The sequence below is a fragment of the Bradyrhizobium sp. AZCC 2289 genome (assembly GCF_036924615.1).
GTDB lineage: Bacteria > Pseudomonadota > Alphaproteobacteria > Rhizobiales > Xanthobacteraceae > Bradyrhizobium.
On the sequence record NZ_JAZHRY010000001.1, the window covers coordinates 3,286,775 to 3,304,115 of the forward strand.

At 60.6% G+C, this 17,341-nt stretch carries 17 protein-coding genes and 2 pseudogenes; 1 reads left to right on the forward strand and 18 read right to left on the reverse strand.

The annotated features are described in order from the left end of the window. Positions 1 to 54: 54 nt before the first annotated feature. From istA to V1289_RS15870, 11 genes and pseudogenes are all read right to left on the reverse strand, one after another. Positions 55 to 622: pseudogene (gene istA / locus V1289_RS15825) on the reverse strand (IS21 family transposase); the annotation flags it as partial. 398 nt (positions 623 to 1,020) lie between these two features. Then, positions 1,021 to 1,286 (reverse strand): annotated as a pseudogene (locus V1289_RS15830) (DUF3551 domain-containing protein). Between the two features lie 394 nt (positions 1,287 to 1,680). Beyond that, positions 1,681 to 1,959: a hypothetical protein gene (locus V1289_RS15835; protein ID WP_334397773.1), complete on the reverse strand. Its 279-nt coding sequence runs from the start codon at positions 1,957 to 1,959 to the stop codon at positions 1,681 to 1,683. Between the two features lie 250 nt (positions 1,960 to 2,209). Next, complete coding sequence (locus V1289_RS15840; protein ID WP_334397774.1) at positions 2,210 to 2,725, reverse strand: hypothetical protein; 516 nt, start codon at positions 2,723 to 2,725, stop codon at positions 2,210 to 2,212. 116 nt (positions 2,726 to 2,841) lie between these two features. Beyond that, the gene (locus V1289_RS15845; protein ID WP_334397775.1) at positions 2,842 to 3,027 is read right to left on the reverse strand and encodes a hypothetical protein; all 186 of its coding nucleotides are present in this window, start codon (positions 3,025 to 3,027) and stop codon (positions 2,842 to 2,844) included. 345 nt (positions 3,028 to 3,372) lie between these two features. After that, complete coding sequence (locus tag V1289_RS15850; RefSeq protein ID WP_334397776.1) at positions 3,373 to 3,612, reverse strand: hypothetical protein; 240 nt, start codon at positions 3,610 to 3,612, stop codon at positions 3,373 to 3,375. Between the two features lie 294 nt (positions 3,613 to 3,906). Further along, positions 3,907 to 4,854: a LysR family transcriptional regulator gene (locus tag V1289_RS15855; RefSeq protein ID WP_334397777.1), complete on the reverse strand. Its 948-nt coding sequence runs from the start codon at positions 4,852 to 4,854 to the stop codon at positions 3,907 to 3,909. 586 nt (positions 4,855 to 5,440) lie between these two features. Next, positions 5,441 to 6,079 (reverse strand): hypothetical protein, encoded by a 639-nt coding sequence (locus tag V1289_RS15860; RefSeq protein ID WP_334397778.1) that lies wholly within the window; start codon positions 6,077 to 6,079, stop codon positions 5,441 to 5,443. Positions 6,080 to 6,108: 29 nt separating this feature from the next. Then, positions 6,109 to 6,324 carry a DUF6894 family protein gene (locus tag V1289_RS49740; protein ID WP_442896014.1) on the reverse strand — a complete coding sequence of 72 codons (216 nt, stop codon included), beginning with the start codon at positions 6,322 to 6,324 and terminating at the stop codon, positions 6,109 to 6,111. Between the two features lie 186 nt (positions 6,325 to 6,510). Then, the gene (locus V1289_RS15865; protein ID WP_334397779.1) at positions 6,511 to 9,672 is read right to left on the reverse strand and encodes an efflux RND transporter permease subunit; all 3,162 of its coding nucleotides are present in this window, start codon (positions 9,670 to 9,672) and stop codon (positions 6,511 to 6,513) included. A gap of 19 nt (positions 9,673 to 9,691) precedes the next feature. Further along, a complete protein-coding gene (locus V1289_RS15870; protein ID WP_334397780.1) occupies positions 9,692 to 10,858 on the reverse strand; it encodes an efflux RND transporter periplasmic adaptor subunit in 1,167 nt (388 codons plus the stop codon). 177 nt (positions 10,859 to 11,035) lie between these two features. Between V1289_RS15870 and V1289_RS15875 the strand changes: the two genes are divergently transcribed. Then, a complete protein-coding gene (locus V1289_RS15875; protein ID WP_334397781.1) occupies positions 11,036 to 11,236 on the forward strand; it encodes a MerR family DNA-binding transcriptional regulator in 201 nt (66 codons plus the stop codon). Between the two features lie 70 nt (positions 11,237 to 11,306). Here V1289_RS15875 and V1289_RS15880 read toward each other — a convergent pair whose 3' ends face one another. The 7 genes from V1289_RS15880 to V1289_RS15910 all read right to left on the reverse strand — a co-directional run bounded on the left by V1289_RS15880 (position 11,307) and on the right by V1289_RS15910 (position 17,304). Further along, the gene (locus V1289_RS15880) at positions 11,307 to 11,507 is read right to left on the reverse strand and encodes a hypothetical protein (protein WP_334397782.1); all 201 of its coding nucleotides are present in this window, start codon (positions 11,505 to 11,507) and stop codon (positions 11,307 to 11,309) included. 131 nt (positions 11,508 to 11,638) lie between these two features. Next, complete coding sequence (locus V1289_RS15885) at positions 11,639 to 12,226, reverse strand: YybH family protein (RefSeq protein ID WP_334397783.1); 588 nt, start codon at positions 12,224 to 12,226, stop codon at positions 11,639 to 11,641. Between the two features lie 104 nt (positions 12,227 to 12,330). Next, complete coding sequence (locus tag V1289_RS15890) at positions 12,331 to 13,032, reverse strand: zinc-dependent alcohol dehydrogenase family protein (RefSeq protein WP_334397784.1); 702 nt, start codon at positions 13,030 to 13,032, stop codon at positions 12,331 to 12,333. Next, on the reverse strand, positions 12,969 to 13,343 hold the full coding sequence (locus V1289_RS15895; protein WP_334397785.1) for an alcohol dehydrogenase catalytic domain-containing protein: 375 nt from the start codon (positions 13,341 to 13,343) through the stop codon (positions 12,969 to 12,971). Before V1289_RS15895 ends, V1289_RS15890 begins: the two co-directional genes overlap by 64 nt. 263 nt (positions 13,344 to 13,606) lie before the next feature. Next, complete coding sequence (locus tag V1289_RS15900) at positions 13,607 to 14,881, reverse strand: Gfo/Idh/MocA family protein (protein ID WP_334397786.1); 1,275 nt, start codon at positions 14,879 to 14,881, stop codon at positions 13,607 to 13,609. A 378-nt stretch (positions 14,882 to 15,259) separates the two neighbouring features. Further along, complete coding sequence (locus V1289_RS15905) at positions 15,260 to 16,273, reverse strand: zinc-binding alcohol dehydrogenase family protein (RefSeq protein ID WP_334397787.1); 1,014 nt, start codon at positions 16,271 to 16,273, stop codon at positions 15,260 to 15,262. Beyond that, complete coding sequence (locus tag V1289_RS15910) at positions 16,270 to 17,304, reverse strand: LLM class flavin-dependent oxidoreductase (RefSeq protein ID WP_334407488.1); 1,035 nt, start codon at positions 17,302 to 17,304, stop codon at positions 16,270 to 16,272. Before V1289_RS15910 ends, V1289_RS15905 begins: the two co-directional genes overlap by 4 nt. Positions 17,305 to 17,341: the final 37 nt, after the last annotated feature.

The following is a 17,341-nucleotide window of genomic DNA, read 5'->3' on the forward strand; positions in this document are numbered from 1 at the left end:
TGGCATTTGCGGCCATTCTGCTGGGTCCTTCAGGAACACACAAACGGACGGGTCAGTGCCCTTGAAGAAGGCGAACGCCCGGTCATGCGCGTCGAACACCATCTCCTGGCTCTCGCGTGGATAGGCGCGCACGAACAGCATCCGGCTATGGCAGAGCCGGACATGCGCGACCTTCACCTTGGTGGTCACGCCGTTCAGCAGCACGATCTCGTGGCTCCAGTCGAACTGGTAGGCCTCGCCCGGCGCGAAGCTCAGCGGCATATAGGCTTGCGCCGTCGCCGCTCCTCGCGCCTGACGCCAGGTCTTCGCATAGCGCCGGACCGCGTCGTAACGCCCGTCATAGCCGAGAGCGCGCAGATCCTCGAAGATCCGCATCAGCGTCAGCCGCTCGCGCGAAGCCTTGCTCTCGTTGGCGAGCAGCAGAGCGTCGAGCTGGTCACGCCAGGGGCCGATCTTCGGCTGCGGCTGATTCCCGCGACGGTACTTGAACTCCGTCGCCTCCGACCGGATCACCTTCCGTACGACCTTCCGCGACAGGTTCAGCTCTCGGCAGATCGCCTTGATCGGCTTCTTCTGTACGAAATAGGCGGCGGATCTTTGCGATCGTCTCCACTACCAGCATCCCAATCCTGGCCCCCATGGTCCCCTTGGAAGCCAATGTCGCCCCAACGTCCGCGGGGTTCCGATTGGAAGCCGATCACCCCGAAAACGGGGGTCTTATTCCACGCCTATTCACAGCGCAATTCGGCATGCCTCCACCAAACCCTTTTCCGGCTCGCTAAGTTCACGAGCTGATCTGATTTTGTGTCCAGGAGATATTTGCTTGTCATCGTAATCTTGGACGGAGGAGCCTTTTCAATTTTTGAATTCGTCTCGCGGTCTAGCCAATTCTATGCGGTTCCCCTTTTCCGCACTATCGATCTGGGTCGGTCGAAGTGGGCGGATGCGTGAACACGATTGAGATCTGAAGGCGCACTCACCTTGCATTCGCCAACCCGCTCTTGCCGATTTGCAAACCCATCAGCGCGATTGCCGTCCACGTGGCTTGAGAGCGTAAATTGGATTGGCGCCGCAATACGCATCTGTGCCCGATGCGGTGACCGCGCACTCGCTATAGGTCGAGAACTGGCAATTGCCCGGATAGCCCCAATACGCCCTTGAAGGCAATAAAGGTCTGGTGGAGCCGACGGCATATATCTCGAACGGTCTCGCGGAGCGGCGGTCAAACCGGATACAAAGCCGACCAGGACGGGAATTGCGAGAAAGATGGGCAGCAGGTAGCGCATGAGACTTCTTGACTCCATTTAAATCTTGTTGAGGCTAAGTCGGCGAAATTGCATGCTTCTGACGCTCGCGCCCACTGACGAGCCTCATTCGATAAGCAATCTTAGCGAGTAGAGCAAACCAGAGTGTAAACAGCACAGCAGCAAAGGCCGCTTCGCACCATCGCCTCTCGCCCTTTGGGCGTCAAAGGCGCATTCTTGTGGACGTCGCGCAGCACCCTCTAGAAACTCCAATTCGATCTCCCCCTTGTCGAACGCGCCGGTCGAACATCGACCTCCATGAGATACTCATCCTTGCGTCCGATAGCCATCACCATCGTGCAGTCGGCGCAGTCGTGATTGGTTCGCTGGCGGATCCTTGGTTTCGTCGCGCCTAAACCGCCGCGGGAGGCCCGGCCTACCGGCGAATCACTCCGTCGAGGAATTTCTGCAGCGTGTCGAGCGCGAGCCGCATGGTCTCCGCGTCTTCGATGCCCCCCCCCTCAACGAGGCCGTTCTTGATGTTGCCGATGCAGGCCGCGCCGAGTTCGACCAAGCTCTGCTCATCGAGCTGCCCACCGGCGTTGACATGGTCGATGATCCGGGTGGCGAAGTTCTGCAGCCCGATCGCGGCAGTGCCCATCTGGGCGACGGCGCGAGCCACTTCATAGACTGAAAAGAGGTTACGGTCGGTCATCGGTGCCAAAACTTCCCGACTGTCAAATCTATCCCAAACCACTAGTTGCGCAAGAGGCCCGCCACCGCGCCGCGGTTAGATATAGGTAAGACCTATGGCTTGCGAGCCTTACCAAATTCCGCTCAGAGATGGCGGAGCTTTCTTTATGCGTGCTGTGGCGGCTTCGGCATCCCGTCGGACCAGGCCCACAATCGAGCCGATGGGTGCGTTGTCGTAGATTAAGCGCTCGGACCTGCAGACGTTAACATACTTATCGCATACCGTCGGGACCAGTCGGGCATCTTATTTCCAGATAAGTCTTCGAGATGGTGTCGCGGTATAATTCTCGAATCGTCTGGCTTCCAAGGAATGTCTCGTCAACGCTCGATAGCGAAACTAGGACTGCGGACGGTACGACCACCACCCTCAGCCGTGGCTTTCCCGATTGATGTAGATCGTGCGCGTTGCTTGTGATCCCGCTGACGAAAAGCCCCCCGAGCAGAAGCGCAATCACGGCGACGCCCGACCAGAGCACCATTGCAGCTCCAAACATATAGGCCACAAAGACCTGCAGGGCCGTCCCGAAGAGTGCAATCAACAGGGACGCTCGCCAGAAATTCCGCACCGCCAACAATACCATGACGGCGATCGCGCCAGCGCAAAACAAGTACTGTACACGTGCATATTCAGGCGATCCGATCTTGCCCGCCGCTTCAAACCATGAGTGGCTGACGAAGCGAGAGAGTGCTGTCGCGAGCGTGATGGCCGCGAGCTCGGGCACGCTCAAAAATTGCAACCCCCGACCGTCGTCGCAGATCGCCCCTCGCCACGCCAAGCCCAATCAGAAGCACGTAGAAGGTGAGCATGCCGATGGTCTAGGCATTCTTGATCGGGAAGTCCTGATTATGAGAGGCGGCGCACATTTCCGATCGACGATCGCTGTGAACAGCCCCATTTATTACCGACCAAAATTGAGATCGAGCGGTCGCCCGAGCTCACGAAGCCGTTTCCGATGTCGTAAGTCTCGAACGCGCCGCCAATATGGCCGCGGATATAAAAGCCAGTCCAGTCGTAGATCGGCGCCAGCACATAGGTGGAGCCTTGGTAAGCGAAGGCAGAAGCCGGCTACCGCTTCTATGCCCTGTACGACAACATTAACCGGAAATTCATCAGCCAATGCCTATGCCCAACCCGGCAGCATCGGGATGAACGAAGTGCAAGGGAAGGAATGACAATTAGGACTCACGCGAAGACCTGAGGAGACAGAAATGCTCAACAGCTTTCAAAATAGACGGTACGCTGCGCCAAAGCGCTGCGCGATCTGTGACGGACCGTTCGGTCTCATCCGACACTATTCCTGGCGAACTCCCCTCTGTTCAAAAAAATGCGTTGAACGCCTCGAGACCCGCCGCGAGGAGAACCGCAACTGGTTACTCATGGTGGCAGAACAGGCTTGGCGCCCAGGGCGCTTACAATGACGCCCGAACGCGGAACAGTGATGGTCGCGACGATCGCGACCGCAACGCTATGGGCAATCGCGGCCACCTTGTTGGTCGCCGCTTTCTTATCCTGATTGGTGCAAGGGGCCGTCCTGATCGTCGGCCCTTGAACCCTAAGCAGCTTCAGATCCCACGCAGTTGCCGCGTTCAGCCGCCGTTGTGTTGTTCCGATCATATATACCGCCTCAGCAACGTCGCAGATTGACGTAACGCTGGCTGTGATGCTCCTGACCTACGGTCGTCGGAGATCCACACCGTCCGGCAAGCTCGCAAGAGAGCGTTAGGGTGATGCGCGACATGATCCGCAGCTACCCTCGAGAGACTTGTCCTTGCCACACGATCCATCCACGCTCGACGAAATCGGACATTTTTCGTCCGACGGGCACGGAAAACTCACCGGACAAGTCCAGGGGGCCAGCGTACCGGAACTGAGAGCTCCGATTATCACGGTCGCGCCTTCCGCTAAGGCTCAGTCCACGAGCCTTGCGTTCAATCCGTGTCTAGTAATCATCTCTTTCAGAATGACCGGGATTAGCCGCTGAACCGACAAGCTCGCTCGTGTCACCGATCGGTTTCTCTTCCGAACAATGTGGGCGGTCACTCGAATTCCAGGGTTGACGATCGGCACCAAGAGCAGCTGCTGTGTTGCAACGTAATCAATTGCGGCAGCATGGCTCATGATGGTGTAGGCGCTCGCACGGGACACCATCAATGCAGTTTGCTGAAGTGATTCCATCTCGACCTTGATGTCGAGCTGAATCGAGTTCGATCGCGCAAGCTGATCGACTAACGGGCACTGCAGCGGGCTTGGCAGAACCAGAGGAATCTCCTTGAGGTCCTTGAATTCGATCGACTGTCCGAGACCAGTCCGCTTATCCGCCGGCGGCCAATTGTCTACGGCGGATACAAGGAAGAGCTCCTCCTCTAGCAAAGGCTGCACATCGAAGTCGGTGTTATCGAACCCATAATAAAGTATTGCAAAATCGATTTTGCCCGAAGCGAGCCATTCCAACAAATGGCCCGCCCCTCCTTCGCTGATCCGCAGCTTGACCAAAGGAAGCTCGACTTGGACCGTCTCGGCCAATGGGACAGTGAGAACCGACGCAATGCCCTGCGGCAAACCGATCGCAACGAGACCTCGTGCATCGCCGCCTTCATGGCGCACTTTCTCCAGGGTGGCATCGATGTTCTTCAAGATCTCGCGACCATACTTTGCGAGTACGGCACCGGCCTCGGTCAGCTGCGTCCCGCGAGCGCCGCGTAGGACGAGTTGCACATCCAGTTGGTGCTCCAATCTTGCGAGCGCCTCCGACAACGAGGGCTGCGCTATACCAATTCGCGATGCCGCACTGGATATGGTGCCGGTATCCGCCAGAGCAACAAAGTACTCAAGTTGCCTCAAGTCGAGCGATATCATTTTTGTCCCTTCAAAGGATCAACTCGTACTCCTTCTTGCGAGCCCGCGCTCCATCACAGCGGAGTGGCCAAGTAGGTGCTGCACCGTGAACGTCCGGGCAAGCGCATTCCTCTCAGGGCGAAGCCGCGCGGCAGGTGACGTCGTGCGTCATCGCAAATTGCCGTTCACGCCGAGCCACGTCGGGCCCGAGCCGCCTCCGCTATCGCTTCCGCTAGCGCCAGAAAAGCCGAGCACACCACCAAAGTTATTAAAAGCCGAAGGCCCGGGATCAGAGCTGTCATCGGTACTGACAACATCGCCGCCTCCATCATCGAAGCTTCCTTTATCTTTTGAAGTTAGCTTCAACTTAAGATAAAAAGCAAGAGGGAGCTTTCGCGCCGGCGCACTTTCGTGCGACTGACTATTTTACCGCCAGCGCGGTGCGTGCCATCAGATGGGATTTTGCAGAATAGAATCCCAGGCAGCTCAGCTAGTCATTGGGAGCCGTCACGAGCGACCAGCGCAATAGTCTTGCAGTTTCCGGTCAATTCATAGTCTTCAATACACTGGGCCATCTGGCGCATCGAATTGTCCGAGCACCCGTTGCTCATAGTTCTACCGCGTGGCCTCCTCCGCCACCATCAGCCTTCTTGAAAACGAGGAGCAGCGGGAACACAGCGAGGGTCGCAATCATCAACAGCTTGTAGTCGTCGATGTATGCGATGATTTCGGCCTGCGTGGTGATCAGCGAGTCGAGTGCGGCTCGCCCGGCGTCGGTCACCGGATTCCAGAATTGCGATATTGCCGGAAGATCGAAAGCCCGGTTCACGGCCGTGACATGCCTCACGATCTCGGCGTGGTTTATCTGGATATTCCTGGTCAGTAGAGCATTCACCACAGAAATACCCACGCTCGAACCGATATTGCGGGCTAGGTTGTAGACGCCAGCCCCTTCTGTGCGGTCTTTTGGGGATAATGTGGCCAAGCCCGTCGAGCTAAGCGGCACGAAAAGGAAGCCCAGACCCGCGCCCTGCACCAGACCGATACCGACGATCTGGCTCTGCGAGACAGCCGGCGTCCACCCCGTCATCGCGCAAAACGCCCACGATAGCATCGATAACGCGCGGCGGATGGTCCACTCGAATTGGCGACGACCCGGTGCTTGCGGCTCTAACTCTTGCGGATCGTCCAGATTAGCCCTTGAAGCTGCGCGCGAGGGTCGCGCTCGCAAGATGATGGCCAACACGCGCTGATGATCTATTGCCGTCCGTTGGGTTACCGAAACTTCTGGGTAGATACCTCAATCCGAAAAACAGGCGCCTCCCCGTCGAGGACTTCTAAGCTCCATCGCTCTCCCGGCAGGAGGGCCTCTTGAATGCTTCGCGCGAGTTCGGTCGCGCCGCGCCACGCAGTCTGATCGTCCTGCATTTCCTCGCCGTCCTTGTCTTGGTGCGAGTGCCCATCACAAATGTTGAAGAAGTATCTCGGCATGCCCCCAGTGCTCCGCTTTAACCGATGAAATTCGGTCCATCATATTGACGCAAACACGTTGAAAATCTCATTCTGGTAGTTCTGTTATGCGCAGTTCCTGCGCAATGCGCTCGACTACGTGCTGCGCGAGGTCGACGACGATTGTCTCTCGAGCTCCGATGAATATACGCCACGCGCTTGTCGGCTTCACTCGTGCGAGAGACTGGCCGCGCCGTGCTGGATCAGCTTGCGCCCGGACAGCTTGCGCAAGCCAACATAGAACACCGGCGTCAGGAACAGGCCGAACAGAGTAACCCCGATCATGCCGGCGAACACGGTGACGCCGGTCGCCGAGCGCACCTCGGCGCCGGCGCCATGTGAGAGCACCAGCGGGATCGTGCCGGCGATGAAGGCCACAGAAGTCATCACGATGGGCCGCAGCCGCAGCCGGCAGGCTTGCAGCGCGGCCTCGACGATGCCCTCGCCTTGGAATTCGAGTTCGCGCGCAAACTCGACGATCAGGATCGCGTTCTTGCAAGCGAGACCCATCAGCACGACAAGCCCGACCTGGACGAAGGTGTTGTTGTCGCTGCCATAGAGCTTCACCCCGGCCAACGCCGAGAGCATGCACATCGGAACGATCAGGATCACCGCGAGCGGGAGTACCCAGCTCTCATAGAGCGCCGCCAGCACCAGGAAGGCAAGCAGAACCGCGACCGGGAACACCAGCAGGGCGGCGTTGCCCTGGGTGGCTTCCTGGAAGCTGAGGTCGGTCCATTCGATTGTCATGCCGTTGGGTAACACCCGCCTTGCGAGCTCGGCCATCGTGCCCATCGCCTGCGCCGAAGACAGCATGGCCGGGTTAGCTTCGCCGATGAAGTCGGCCGCCGGATAGCCGTTATAGCGCAACACCGGGTCGGGGCCGTAAGTCTGACTGACCTTCACCATGGAGCCGATCGGGACCATCTCGCCCTTGTCGTTTCGCGTCTTCAGGTTAGCGATGTCCTCCACCCGCTTGCGGAAGTCGCCATCGGCCTGCGCATAGACGCGCCAGGTGCGGCCGAACAGGTTGAAGTCGTTGACATAGGACGAGCCGAGATAGACCTGGAGTGTCTCGAACAGGTTGGTCAGCGCCACGCCCTGCGCCTTGGCCTTGACGCGATCAACCTGGATATCGAGTTGTGGCACGTTGGACTGGTAGCCAACGAAAGGAAAGCCCATGCCTGGCGTCTTCACCACCGCAGATTGCAGGGTGTTGGCCGCTTGCTGGAGCGCGCCGAAGCCCGCGCCCGCGCGGTCTTCGACAAACAACGAATAGCCCGCGCCTTGGCCGAGGCCGAGGACCGGCGGCGGGTTCAGCACGAAGGCAAAGCCTTCCTTGATCTGGGCGATCTTGGCGTGGATGTCGGCGGCGATCTCCTTGGCGCTGACGTGGCGCTCGTTGAACGGCTTCAGGATCGGAAAGGCAACAGCATAGTTCGGCGTATTGGTCTGCTGTGTGGGGTTGAAACCAGTCAGACCGATCACGTGGGCGACACCGTCCGTCCCGAGCGCGATGTCCTTCATCCTTTGCAGCACGGCATCGGTGCGCTCCAGCGAGGAACCCTCCGGCAACTTCACGCCGGCGATCAGATAGAGCTTGTCCTGGGTCGGAATGAAGCCACGCGGCACGACGTTGAACATCACCCCGGTGCCAGCCAGCAGGACGACATAGACCATGAATACCACACCGCGTCGGCCGAGCGTGCGCGAAACGGCCCCCTCGTAGCTGTCCGAGCTCGCCTTGAAGAAGCGGTTGAACGGCCGGAAGAACCAGCCGAGCAAGCGTTCGATCAGGCGCGAAAGCACATCCTTCGGCGCGTCGTGCGAATGCAGCAATTTGGCGGCGAGCGCCGGCGACAAGGTCAGCGAATTGATCGCCGAGATCACGGTCGAGATCGCGATCGTCACTGCGAACTGCTTGTAGAAGGTGCCGGTGACGCCGGTCAGGAACGCCATCGGTACGAACACCGCGCACAGCACGAGCGCGATCGCGACGATCGGCCCGGATACTTCGGCCATTGCCTGGTGCGCGGCCTCAAGCGGCGTGCGACCTTCCTCGATGTTACGCTCGACGTTCTCGACGACCACAATCGCATCATCGACCACAATGCCGATCGCGAGCACCAGGCCGAACAGCGAGAGCGTGTTAATGGAAAAGCCGAGCAGATAGAGAACAGCGAAGGTGCCGACAACCGACACCGGCACGGCGATCAATGGAATGATCGAGGCGCGCCAGGTCTGCAGGAACAGGATCACCACCAGCACGACCAGCGCGATCGCCTCAAACAGCGTGTGGATGACGGCCGCGATCGATTCTCGCACGAAGATCGTGGCATCATAATCCGATCGGTAGCTCACGCCGGGCGGGAACTGCCTGGCGAGCTCGTCCATCTTCGCGATCACCGCGTCCCGCGTCGCCAGCGCGTTGGCGCCGGGCGCCTGAAACACGCCGATGATAGACGTGTTGTAATGGTCGAGCTGGCCACGCAGGGTGTAGTCGCTGGCGCCAAGCTCGATGCGCGCGACGTCCGAAAGCCGCACGACCTCGCCGCTCGAGCCGGTTTTCAGCACGATCTCGCCGAACTCCTCCGCCGTGCGCAAGCGGCCCTGTGCGTTGATCGCAATCAGGAAATCGGTGCCGCCCTTGATCGGTTCGGCGCCGAGCTGGCCAGCCGAGACCTGGATGTTCTGCTCCTGGATGGCGCGCACCACGTCGCCCGCGGTCATGCCGCGCGAAGCGATCTTGTCCGGACCGAGCCAGATACGCATCGCATAGTCGCCGCCACCGAACATCCGTATCTGGCCGACGCCGGGAATGCGCGCGAGCTGGTCCTTGACCCGGATGTTGGCGTAGTTGCGCAGGTAAAGCGGATCATACTTGTCGTCCGAGATCAGCGTGATCAACGTGAGGAAGGCCGGCGACTGCTTCTGCGTGGTCACCCCGAGGCTGACCACTTCCGACGGCAGGCGCGACAGCGCCTGGGAAACGCGATTCTGCACGTCCACCTGCGCCTTGTTCGGATCGGTGCCGGGGGCGAAGGTGATCGTCATCTGCAGCACGCCGTCGGAGCCGGCTACCGACTTCATGTACATCATGTTCTCGACGCCGTTGATCTGCTCCTCCAGCGGAGAAGACACGGTCTCGGCGATGACCTTGGGATTGGCGCCCGGATAGGTCGCCTGCACGACGACGGTCGGCGGAACGACGTCGGGATACTCGCTGATCGGCAATAGCGGGATCGCGATCGCACCGGCGACGAAGATCACGATCGACAGCACCGCCGCGAAGATCGGGCGATCGATGAAGAACCTGGAGAAGAAGTTCAAGGATGCATCTCCTTACGGGTTACGACTGGGGCCGCGCGCTCATCGCAACCAGGTTTGGTTTGACCTTGGTGTCCGGTGCGAAGATCTTCTGGAGACCGGCGATAATGACCTTGTCGTTCGCATCGAGTCCGGACTTCACGACCCGCAAGCCGTCATGGACGCTGCCAAGCATGATGTCCTTGCGCTTGGCCTTGTCTTCCGGTCCAAGGACATAGACGTATTTGCGGTCCTGATCGGTCATGATGGCCTTGTCGTCGATCAACACCGCCATGTACTCGGCGCGGCCTTCGAGTTGCACGCGCGCATAGAGGCCGGGCACGAACACGCCGTCAGGGTTCGGCACCGTCGCGCGTACGTTGATCGTACCGGTCGCCGCATCGACCTGGTTGTTGACGAAGTTCATCGTGCCCGAATGCGGAAAGCCGGATTCGCTGGCGAGGCCCACGCGCACTGGATTGTCCGAGTTGGCGCGTTCGCCCTTGCGGGCGAGCTCGCGATAGCGCAGGAAGGACTGCTCGTCCGGCTGGAAGTAGACATAGACCGGGTCCTGCGAGACGACACTGGTGAGCAAGGTCTGGTCGGCCTGGACGAGGTTGCCGAGCGTCAGCAGCGCGCGGCTGACTCTGCCGGCGATCGGCGAACGCACCTCGGTGAAGTCGAGATTGAGCTTGGCGGTGGCCAGCGCCGCTTCAGCCGCATGCACGTCGGCGCTGGTCTGTCCCAGCGCGGCGCTGCGCGTGTCGTAGGTGTCGATCGAGATCGCGTCGGTCTTGACCAGCGATTCCGCGCGCTTGTGCTGCGCCTCCGCGAGCTGCGCCGATGCGCGGGCGCGTTCGAGCTGGGCCACCGCGCTGGCATAGGTGGCGCGGTAGGGACGCGGATCAATCACGAACAGAAGATCGCCCGCGTTGACCATGTCGCCCTCCTTGAAGGCGATGCGGTCGATATAGCCGCTGACGCGCGGACGTATGTCGACCGCACCGATGGCCGCGATCCGCCCGGTAAATTCGTCCCACTGGCGCACGGATTTGGTCACGACCTGGGCGGCATCGACCTCAGGCGGCGGAGGCAGCGGGGCTTCCGCCTGGCTGTTGCTGCAAGCGGTGATTACGGTGGCCATGACCACCATGGCAATGGCGGAAAGCCCCGCACGCAGCGGCGTGAGCAAGTAATGGCGGTACGGCACGAGCGCCCTCTCGGCTTGGCGGTAGATCGGATCCTGAAGTTAACTTCAACTTCAAGAAATTGCAAGAGGAAGCTTTAGGCACCGGTGCCCTTTTCTGCTACTGACGATTGTGGTGACGCAGTCCATTGCGTGCACACGTCCTGGACTGCGTTTCGCTCGCGATCGGTGGGAAGATTCATGGACTATGCAGATTTGATGGCATCCGATGAGCTGATCTACATCCGCGAGATGTCCGAGCGCACCTCCGTGCCGGCATCGTCGCTGCGTTACTACGAGAAGCTCGGCCTGATCACGTCCGAACGCGAGACGAGCGGGAGCCAGTGCCGCTACAGCAAAGCGACCTTTCACCGGGTCATCTATTACATCACGCTCGCGTAGAGCGCCGGCTTCAACCTCGAGGAAATCGCCGAGCAACTGCCGCTGCGCAAGATATGGAGCGGCGCATCGATCAGCGCATCGCCGATCTCAAGCAATTGAAGATCGATTTAAGACGCTGCGCGCGCGATGCCTCGCGCTGAGACCTGGCCGCAGACTCCACCACCGCATCGACGAGCTCGTGACGGGTCACCGCGTGGTCAAATCTGGGACAATGATGGGTCCCATTTCGCATGTCCTCGGCGAACCCCGCATAGAGATCGGCGATGTTCACCGCCGGCCCCGGCAGGTCCGATGACACCGTGCGGTAGCTGGACGGGACCTCGACAAGAGAACCTCCGGCCGCTGGCAAAAGCCATCGCGAGGGTTGCCCGGAATAGTATAGAAGCGCCATAGCTCCCATTCTCAAAGCTTGGACTGAAAATCGGCTTTGCCGCTTTCCATGCTATCGATCGGGAAGGATACGTGCTGGTGCACGATCTTCCATTTGCCATTGACCTTCCGGAAGCAATCGGTGACGCGAATCGTAAACTCGAAAGGCTTGCCCTTCGGATCCGTTCCGTAGGTGCGTTGCAGGCTTGAGACGAATGCCAGATGATTGTCCGCGTGCGTCTGCATGTCCATGATGTCGACCTTGATGTTCGCCGAGAACATCGCCACTTCGTTGAAATGCTTGCGGAAAGCGGTGCCCTTGAACTCTCGGGGACTCATGACATCGAACTGGAGCATCTCCGGCGTGTCGTCGAAGTACTCCATGATCTCATTGACATGCCTCGGGAGATCGTTGCTGTACAGCCACATCAGCTTGCGTTCAATCGCCTCTACCTGAGCTTTCGGATCACCGCCCTGGTGCGCGGACTGTTCGGCGGCCTCGACCGGCGCGGACGCAGCGACTGTCGAGAGCAATGCGCCTTGAATGAGATGGCGGCGGCTCATGTTCGCATCAGACACCTGTTCGTCGACTTGGTGCGGTTTGACGCCTGACTTCTTCATTGGATCACTCCTCATGACGGTATGGCAGATCTTTTTGTCAGCGTCGGCAGCGCACGCGGTGGACAACCGCGTGCCGGATGATGCGGACTCGAGTTGGATCGCGCTCAGTCGCCGACCTTGATCACGACCTTGCCGAAGTGGTTGGCCGATTCCAGGTACGCGTAGGCCTCGCGCGCCTGATCGAAGCTGAAGATCCGGTCGATCGTCGGCCGAATCTTCGCGGCGGTGACGAACCGATTCAGATCCTCGAACATCGCGCGGCTGCCGACGAAAATGCCCATCAGGCGCGCGGCTCGAAACAGGATCGGCTGAATCTCGATCTTAGTTGCCCAGCCGCCGACGCCGCCAACGATGGCAACCGTGCCACCGGGGCGTATGGAGGCGACTGAACGACCCAGAGTTCCGTCGCCGCCGACTTCGACGACGACATCGACGCCCCGTCCGCCGGTGATCCGCAGCACCTCCTCCTGCCATTCGGGATTGCGGCGATAGTTGATCGTGTGATCCGCTCCGAGGGAGCGCGCACGTTCGAGCTTCTCATCACGGGAGGAGGTGATGATGGTGCGCAGTCCCGCGGCTTTGGCCAGTTGTAGTGCCCATATCGAGATTCCCCCGGTTCCCAGAAGCAGCACGGTGTTGCCGGGTTTAGCGGCGCCCCCGACGAAGAGAGCGTTCCACGCCGTGACGCCCGCACACGGGAGGGTCGCCGCCTCGGTGAACTCTAGCCAGGAGGGAACGGAAATCAGCATGTCCTCGGGGACGACGATTTCCTCGGCCAGCATGCCGTCGATGGTGGCGCCCGGCACCTATGAACACTTTCGGGCGTCGGCTCGCTATCAATCCAATCGGGGTAGTAGGGGATGGCCACGTGGTCGCCGACTTTGAAGCGAGTCACCTGTGGGCCGACCGCGATCACCTCGCCCGCACCATCAGCAACGGCGATGGGCGGTGGATCGCTCGGGATCGGGTATTGGCCCCAGGCAATCAATAGGTCGCGATAATTGAGGGATACCGCGCGCACGCGCACCCGGACCTCGCGCGCTGTCGGGTTTGAAACCGTGTGCTCGAGCTCGAGTGCATCCTGCTTTCTGCCGGAATAAATTCGATACGCTTTCATCCAAGATTCTCCTGTTTTTTGAGCCGCATGGGCCGGGTGACTGCTACGGCTGACATTGCGAGAGTGCCCCCGGCACGCCGAGCTGTGTGACCCTGGCGCCTGTCCAGCCTGGCTGTGGCGGCCGAATCCGCGTCGAAGCCCTTGAATGAGCGAGCAGCCGATTTGGAAATCCACTTCGTCCACAGGACGTGGCAAGTGGCGACCAGTGAAGCGCTTGGGCCGACAGGCGATTGCGCCGGCAGCCGCGGCGGCGAGCGGGCCCGCTATTTCGGCGCCTGATCGGACGCCGCCTGAGGACGAGGGCAAACCGATGGCTCATGGCCGCCGGCCCCGAAGCTCGACACGCTCACCCGCCGTCCAGTGGCCGCAGACTCCGTCACCGCCTCGACGAACTCTTGACGGGTCACCGCATGGTCAAATCCGGGACAATGCTGGGTCCCATTGCGCATGTCTTCAGCGAACACCGCATAGAGCTCGGCTATGTTCACCGCCGGACCCGGCAGGTCCGATGACACCGTCCGATAGCTGGACAGGACCTCGATCTTCTTGAACTCGCCGTAAGGTCCGGCGGCGCGGAAGAGTTCGAGGTCGACGATCTGAGGGAATCCGACGTTCCCGGTGATCTTCAGATCCCCTTTGGTGCCATTGATCTCCCACATCAGCCCGGTCCCCTCCTCGCCCCCGCGAACATGTACCGATAAGACGGCTCCAGTTTCGAGGCGCCCTGCCACGACCACCTGATCGTCGGCATCCATGGGCTGGATCTCGCCGGATCCGGCAACCGTGCTATGGGGGCGGCGCTGGGCGGTCAGAGCCTGGACCTCCGTGATCTCGCCGAGCGCGTAGCAAAGCCCCTCGATCGCGTGGATGAAAGGGACTGTGAGCACCGTCGCGCCGTTTCTGCGATCGAGCACATGGACGCGCTCGGGCGGGATGGCCGCGCCCCAGTCAAGTCCCTTGCCGATCAGGGTGCTGGAGAGAACCTCTCCGATGTGACCCTCGGCGATCAGGTCGCGCACGTACCTGATCACGGGCGAGAAGCGCGCCTGCAGACCCACACTCGTGCTGAGCGGCTTTCCCCGCGCCAGATCCACCATGCGGATCGCCTCGTCCAGCCCTTTTCCCAACGGCCATTCGCTATAGACGGACTTCCCCGCCGCGATGGCCGCAGAGACCAGCTCGAAGTGATGTGGCACCTTGACCGAGACGACCACCAGATCGACCTCCGGGTGCGAGACGAGGGCCTGATGATTGTCGAAGGAGTGCTCGACCCCGAAAGCGCGGGCCGCCGCATCGGCGCTTTCCTGACGCCTCGTGCTGAGCGCGGCGAGCCTGTATTGCGGGAGCGACCTCAGGGCCGGAATGTGCGCCACGGCGCTCCAGCTCCGGCCGGGTTCGACGCCGATAATCCCGACGCCGATTTGCGCATCTGTCATCGTCCTGCTCCTCGCTCGCTCAACGGTGATCGAAAGTTCGAGGATCATCGAGATCGATAAATCGGGCTGCTCCAAATTGATCTGTGAGCTCTTCCATTCCACTTACTTCGCGTCCCTACCGTAAGGTTCGCTTTACTCCTTCTTAGATTTGCTGCGACGAGTTTTCCTACTTATCCTGTTGCACCCAACACAAGCAGTTTGCTTGAACTGTCCATTTGAATCCTCCATTTACTTAGCACGATCTTGATTTCGGGGTCGGTGGCGCGGCGCCGGACGCATACGCACGAGTGTCCTCTTGACTGGCAGCGACGTCACTATATTGAAGTTAACTTAAACTTAAATATAATGCAAGAGGAAGCTTTTTACGCCGATGCACTTTCGTCGAAAGGGCTGAGCCACGTCGCGACCAGACGTAGACGCGTAGGATGGGTTTTGCTTTGTTCAACCCGTCCTACGGTCTTGCAATGAAGGAGCCGAGCCCTACCATCCCTCTAGCACGATCTTGCCGCGCGACTTGCCGCTCTCCAGCAGCGCATGGGCGCGTTTCAGGTTGGCGGCATTGATGGTGCCGAAGGTCTGGTCCAGCGTCGTGCGTAGCACGCCCTTGTCGATGAGATCGGCGACGTCGTTGAGCAGATGATTTTGCGCGATCATGTCGGGCGTCTGGAACGAGGAGCGGGTCATCATCGCTTCCCAGTGGATCGAGATCGCCTTGCCCTTGAACATGCCGACAGTGAACTCGGCCGGGTTGTCGATCAGGCCGAACTTGCCCTGCGGCGCCATGAAATCGGCGATCGCCTTGTAGTGCTTATCGGTCGCGGTGAGGCTTGCCACAAGCGCGACCGGTGACAGCTTCAGTTTCTCGATCTGTTCCTTCATAGGCCTGGCATGATCGATCACCGCGTGCGCGCCGAGGTCGAGACACCATTTTTGGGATTCGGGCCGCGTCGCGGTAGCAACCACCGTGAGTCCGGTCAGCCGGCGGGCGAGCTGGATCAGGATCGAGCCGACCCCGCCGGCGCCGCCGGTGATCAGAAGCGTCCGCGGATCGAGGCTCTTGCCGGGCACCGCGCCGAGCCGGTCGAACAGGAGCTCCCAGGCGGTGATCGTGGTCAGGGGCAGGGCTGCGGCCTGCGCGAAGGACAGCGCCTTCGGCTTCTTGCCGACGATGCGCTCATCGACCAGATGAAACTCGGAATTGGTGCCATGGCGCTGGATCGAGCCGGCGTAGAAGACCTTGTCGCCCGGCTTGAACAGCGTGACCTCGGGACCGACGGCGTCCACGATTCCGGCCGCATCGTAGCCCAGAATCTTGATCTGGCCCTCCGGCGGCTCGGCGCGCTTGCGCACGTTGTAGTCAGCCGGGTTGACCGAGACCGCCTTCACGGCAACCCGGATATCACGGCCGGTCGGTTCCGGCTTAGGCGCCTCGAAATCGATCAGAGCGTCCGCGGCATCGATGGGAAGCGATTTCTTGTATCCGACGGCCTTCATGGCTGGTCTCCTTTGAGCTGAAAACTGCCACGCAACTGCCCGCTCAGGACAGCGCCAGCTGCGTCGGCGATGAGCTTGAAGGAGCGCAGCCGCAATGCATGGTCGTAGACGTCGGATACGACCATGAGCTCGTCGGCGTCCGTCTCGGCGACCAGCTTCGCGATGCCGTCACGCACCGTCTCCGGAGAACCCACGATGGAACGCACGAGCATACGCATTGCCTGCGCCTTCTCCGTCGGGGACCAAAAGGTTTCGATATCGTCGATCGGCGGTTGGCTCAGCCCACGCGCGCCACGAAAAATGCTGGCGAACGACATTTGTTGGGTCGTCGCCAAACGCCGCGCCTCGGAGTCGGTCGGGGCGGCGATGATGTTGACACCCACCATCGCATAGGGCCAGCGGAGCTGTTCTGATGGCTTGAAGGTGGCACGATAGATCTGAAGCGCCGGGATAAGCAACTCCGGCGCAAAATGCGAGGCAAAGGCATAGGGCAAGCCGAGTTCCGCCGCCAGCATCGCCCCGAAATTGCTGGAGCCCAGAATCCAGAGCGGCACATTCGTGCCGGCCGCCGGTACTGCCTGGATGCGCTGGTCCGGGCCAGTCGCGGCGAGAAACGCCTGCAGCTCGAGCACGTCCTGGGGAAAGCGCTCGGCGACTTCAGGCGCGCGCCGAAGCGCGCGCAGCGTGAGCTGATCGGTTCCGGGCGCGCGGCCGAGACCGAGGTCGATGCGGCCAGGAAACAGCCGCTCCAGCGTGCCGAATTGCTCGGCGATCACATAGGGGGAATGGTTGGGCAGCATGATGCCGCCGGCGCCGACCCGAATGATCTTCGAACCTGCCGCCATATGGGCAATGACAATGGAGGTTGCAGCGCTGGCGATGCCCGGCATGTTGTGATGCTCCGCCACCCATATCCGGCGATAGCCCCATCTCTCGGCATGCGCCGCCAGGTCTCGGGCGTTGTCCAGCGCGCCGCGTGCGTCGGTCTCCACGGTGACGCGGACCAGTTCGAGAATGGACAATGCTGTCATGGTCGGTTCCCCAACTAGCGGATTTCTATTCGGCGGC

Excerpts from the sequence above, each read along its gene's own strand:
- V1289_RS15835 (WP_334397773.1), bottom strand. The coding sequence starts at position 1,959 with ATGACCGACCGTAACCTCTTTTCAGTCTATGAAGTGGCTCGCGCCGTC.
- V1289_RS15850 (WP_334397776.1), bottom strand. The coding sequence starts at position 3,612 with ATGATCGGAACAACACAACGGCGGCTGAACGCGGCAACTGCGTGGGAT.
- V1289_RS15855 (WP_334397777.1), bottom strand. The coding sequence starts at position 4,854 with ATGATATCGCTCGACTTGAGGCAACTTGAGTACTTTGTTGCTCTGGCG.
- V1289_RS49740 (WP_442896014.1), bottom strand. The coding sequence starts at position 6,324 with ATGCCGAGATACTTCTTCAACATTTGTGATGGGCACTCGCACCAAGAC.
- V1289_RS15875 (WP_334397781.1), top strand. The coding sequence starts at position 11,036 with ATGGACTATGCAGATTTGATGGCATCCGATGAGCTGATCTACATCCGC.
- V1289_RS15885 (WP_334397783.1), bottom strand. The coding sequence starts at position 12,226 with ATGAAGAAGTCAGGCGTCAAACCGCACCAAGTCGACGAACAGGTGTCT.
- V1289_RS15895 (WP_334397785.1), bottom strand. The coding sequence starts at position 13,343 with ATGAAAGCGTATCGAATTTATTCCGGCAGAAAGCAGGATGCACTCGAG.
- V1289_RS15905 (WP_334397787.1), bottom strand. The coding sequence starts at position 16,273 with ATGAAGGCCGTCGGATACAAGAAATCGCTTCCCATCGATGCCGCGGAC.
- V1289_RS15910 (WP_334407488.1), bottom strand. The coding sequence starts at position 17,304 with ATGACAGCATTGTCCATTCTCGAACTGGTCCGCGTCACCGTGGAGACC.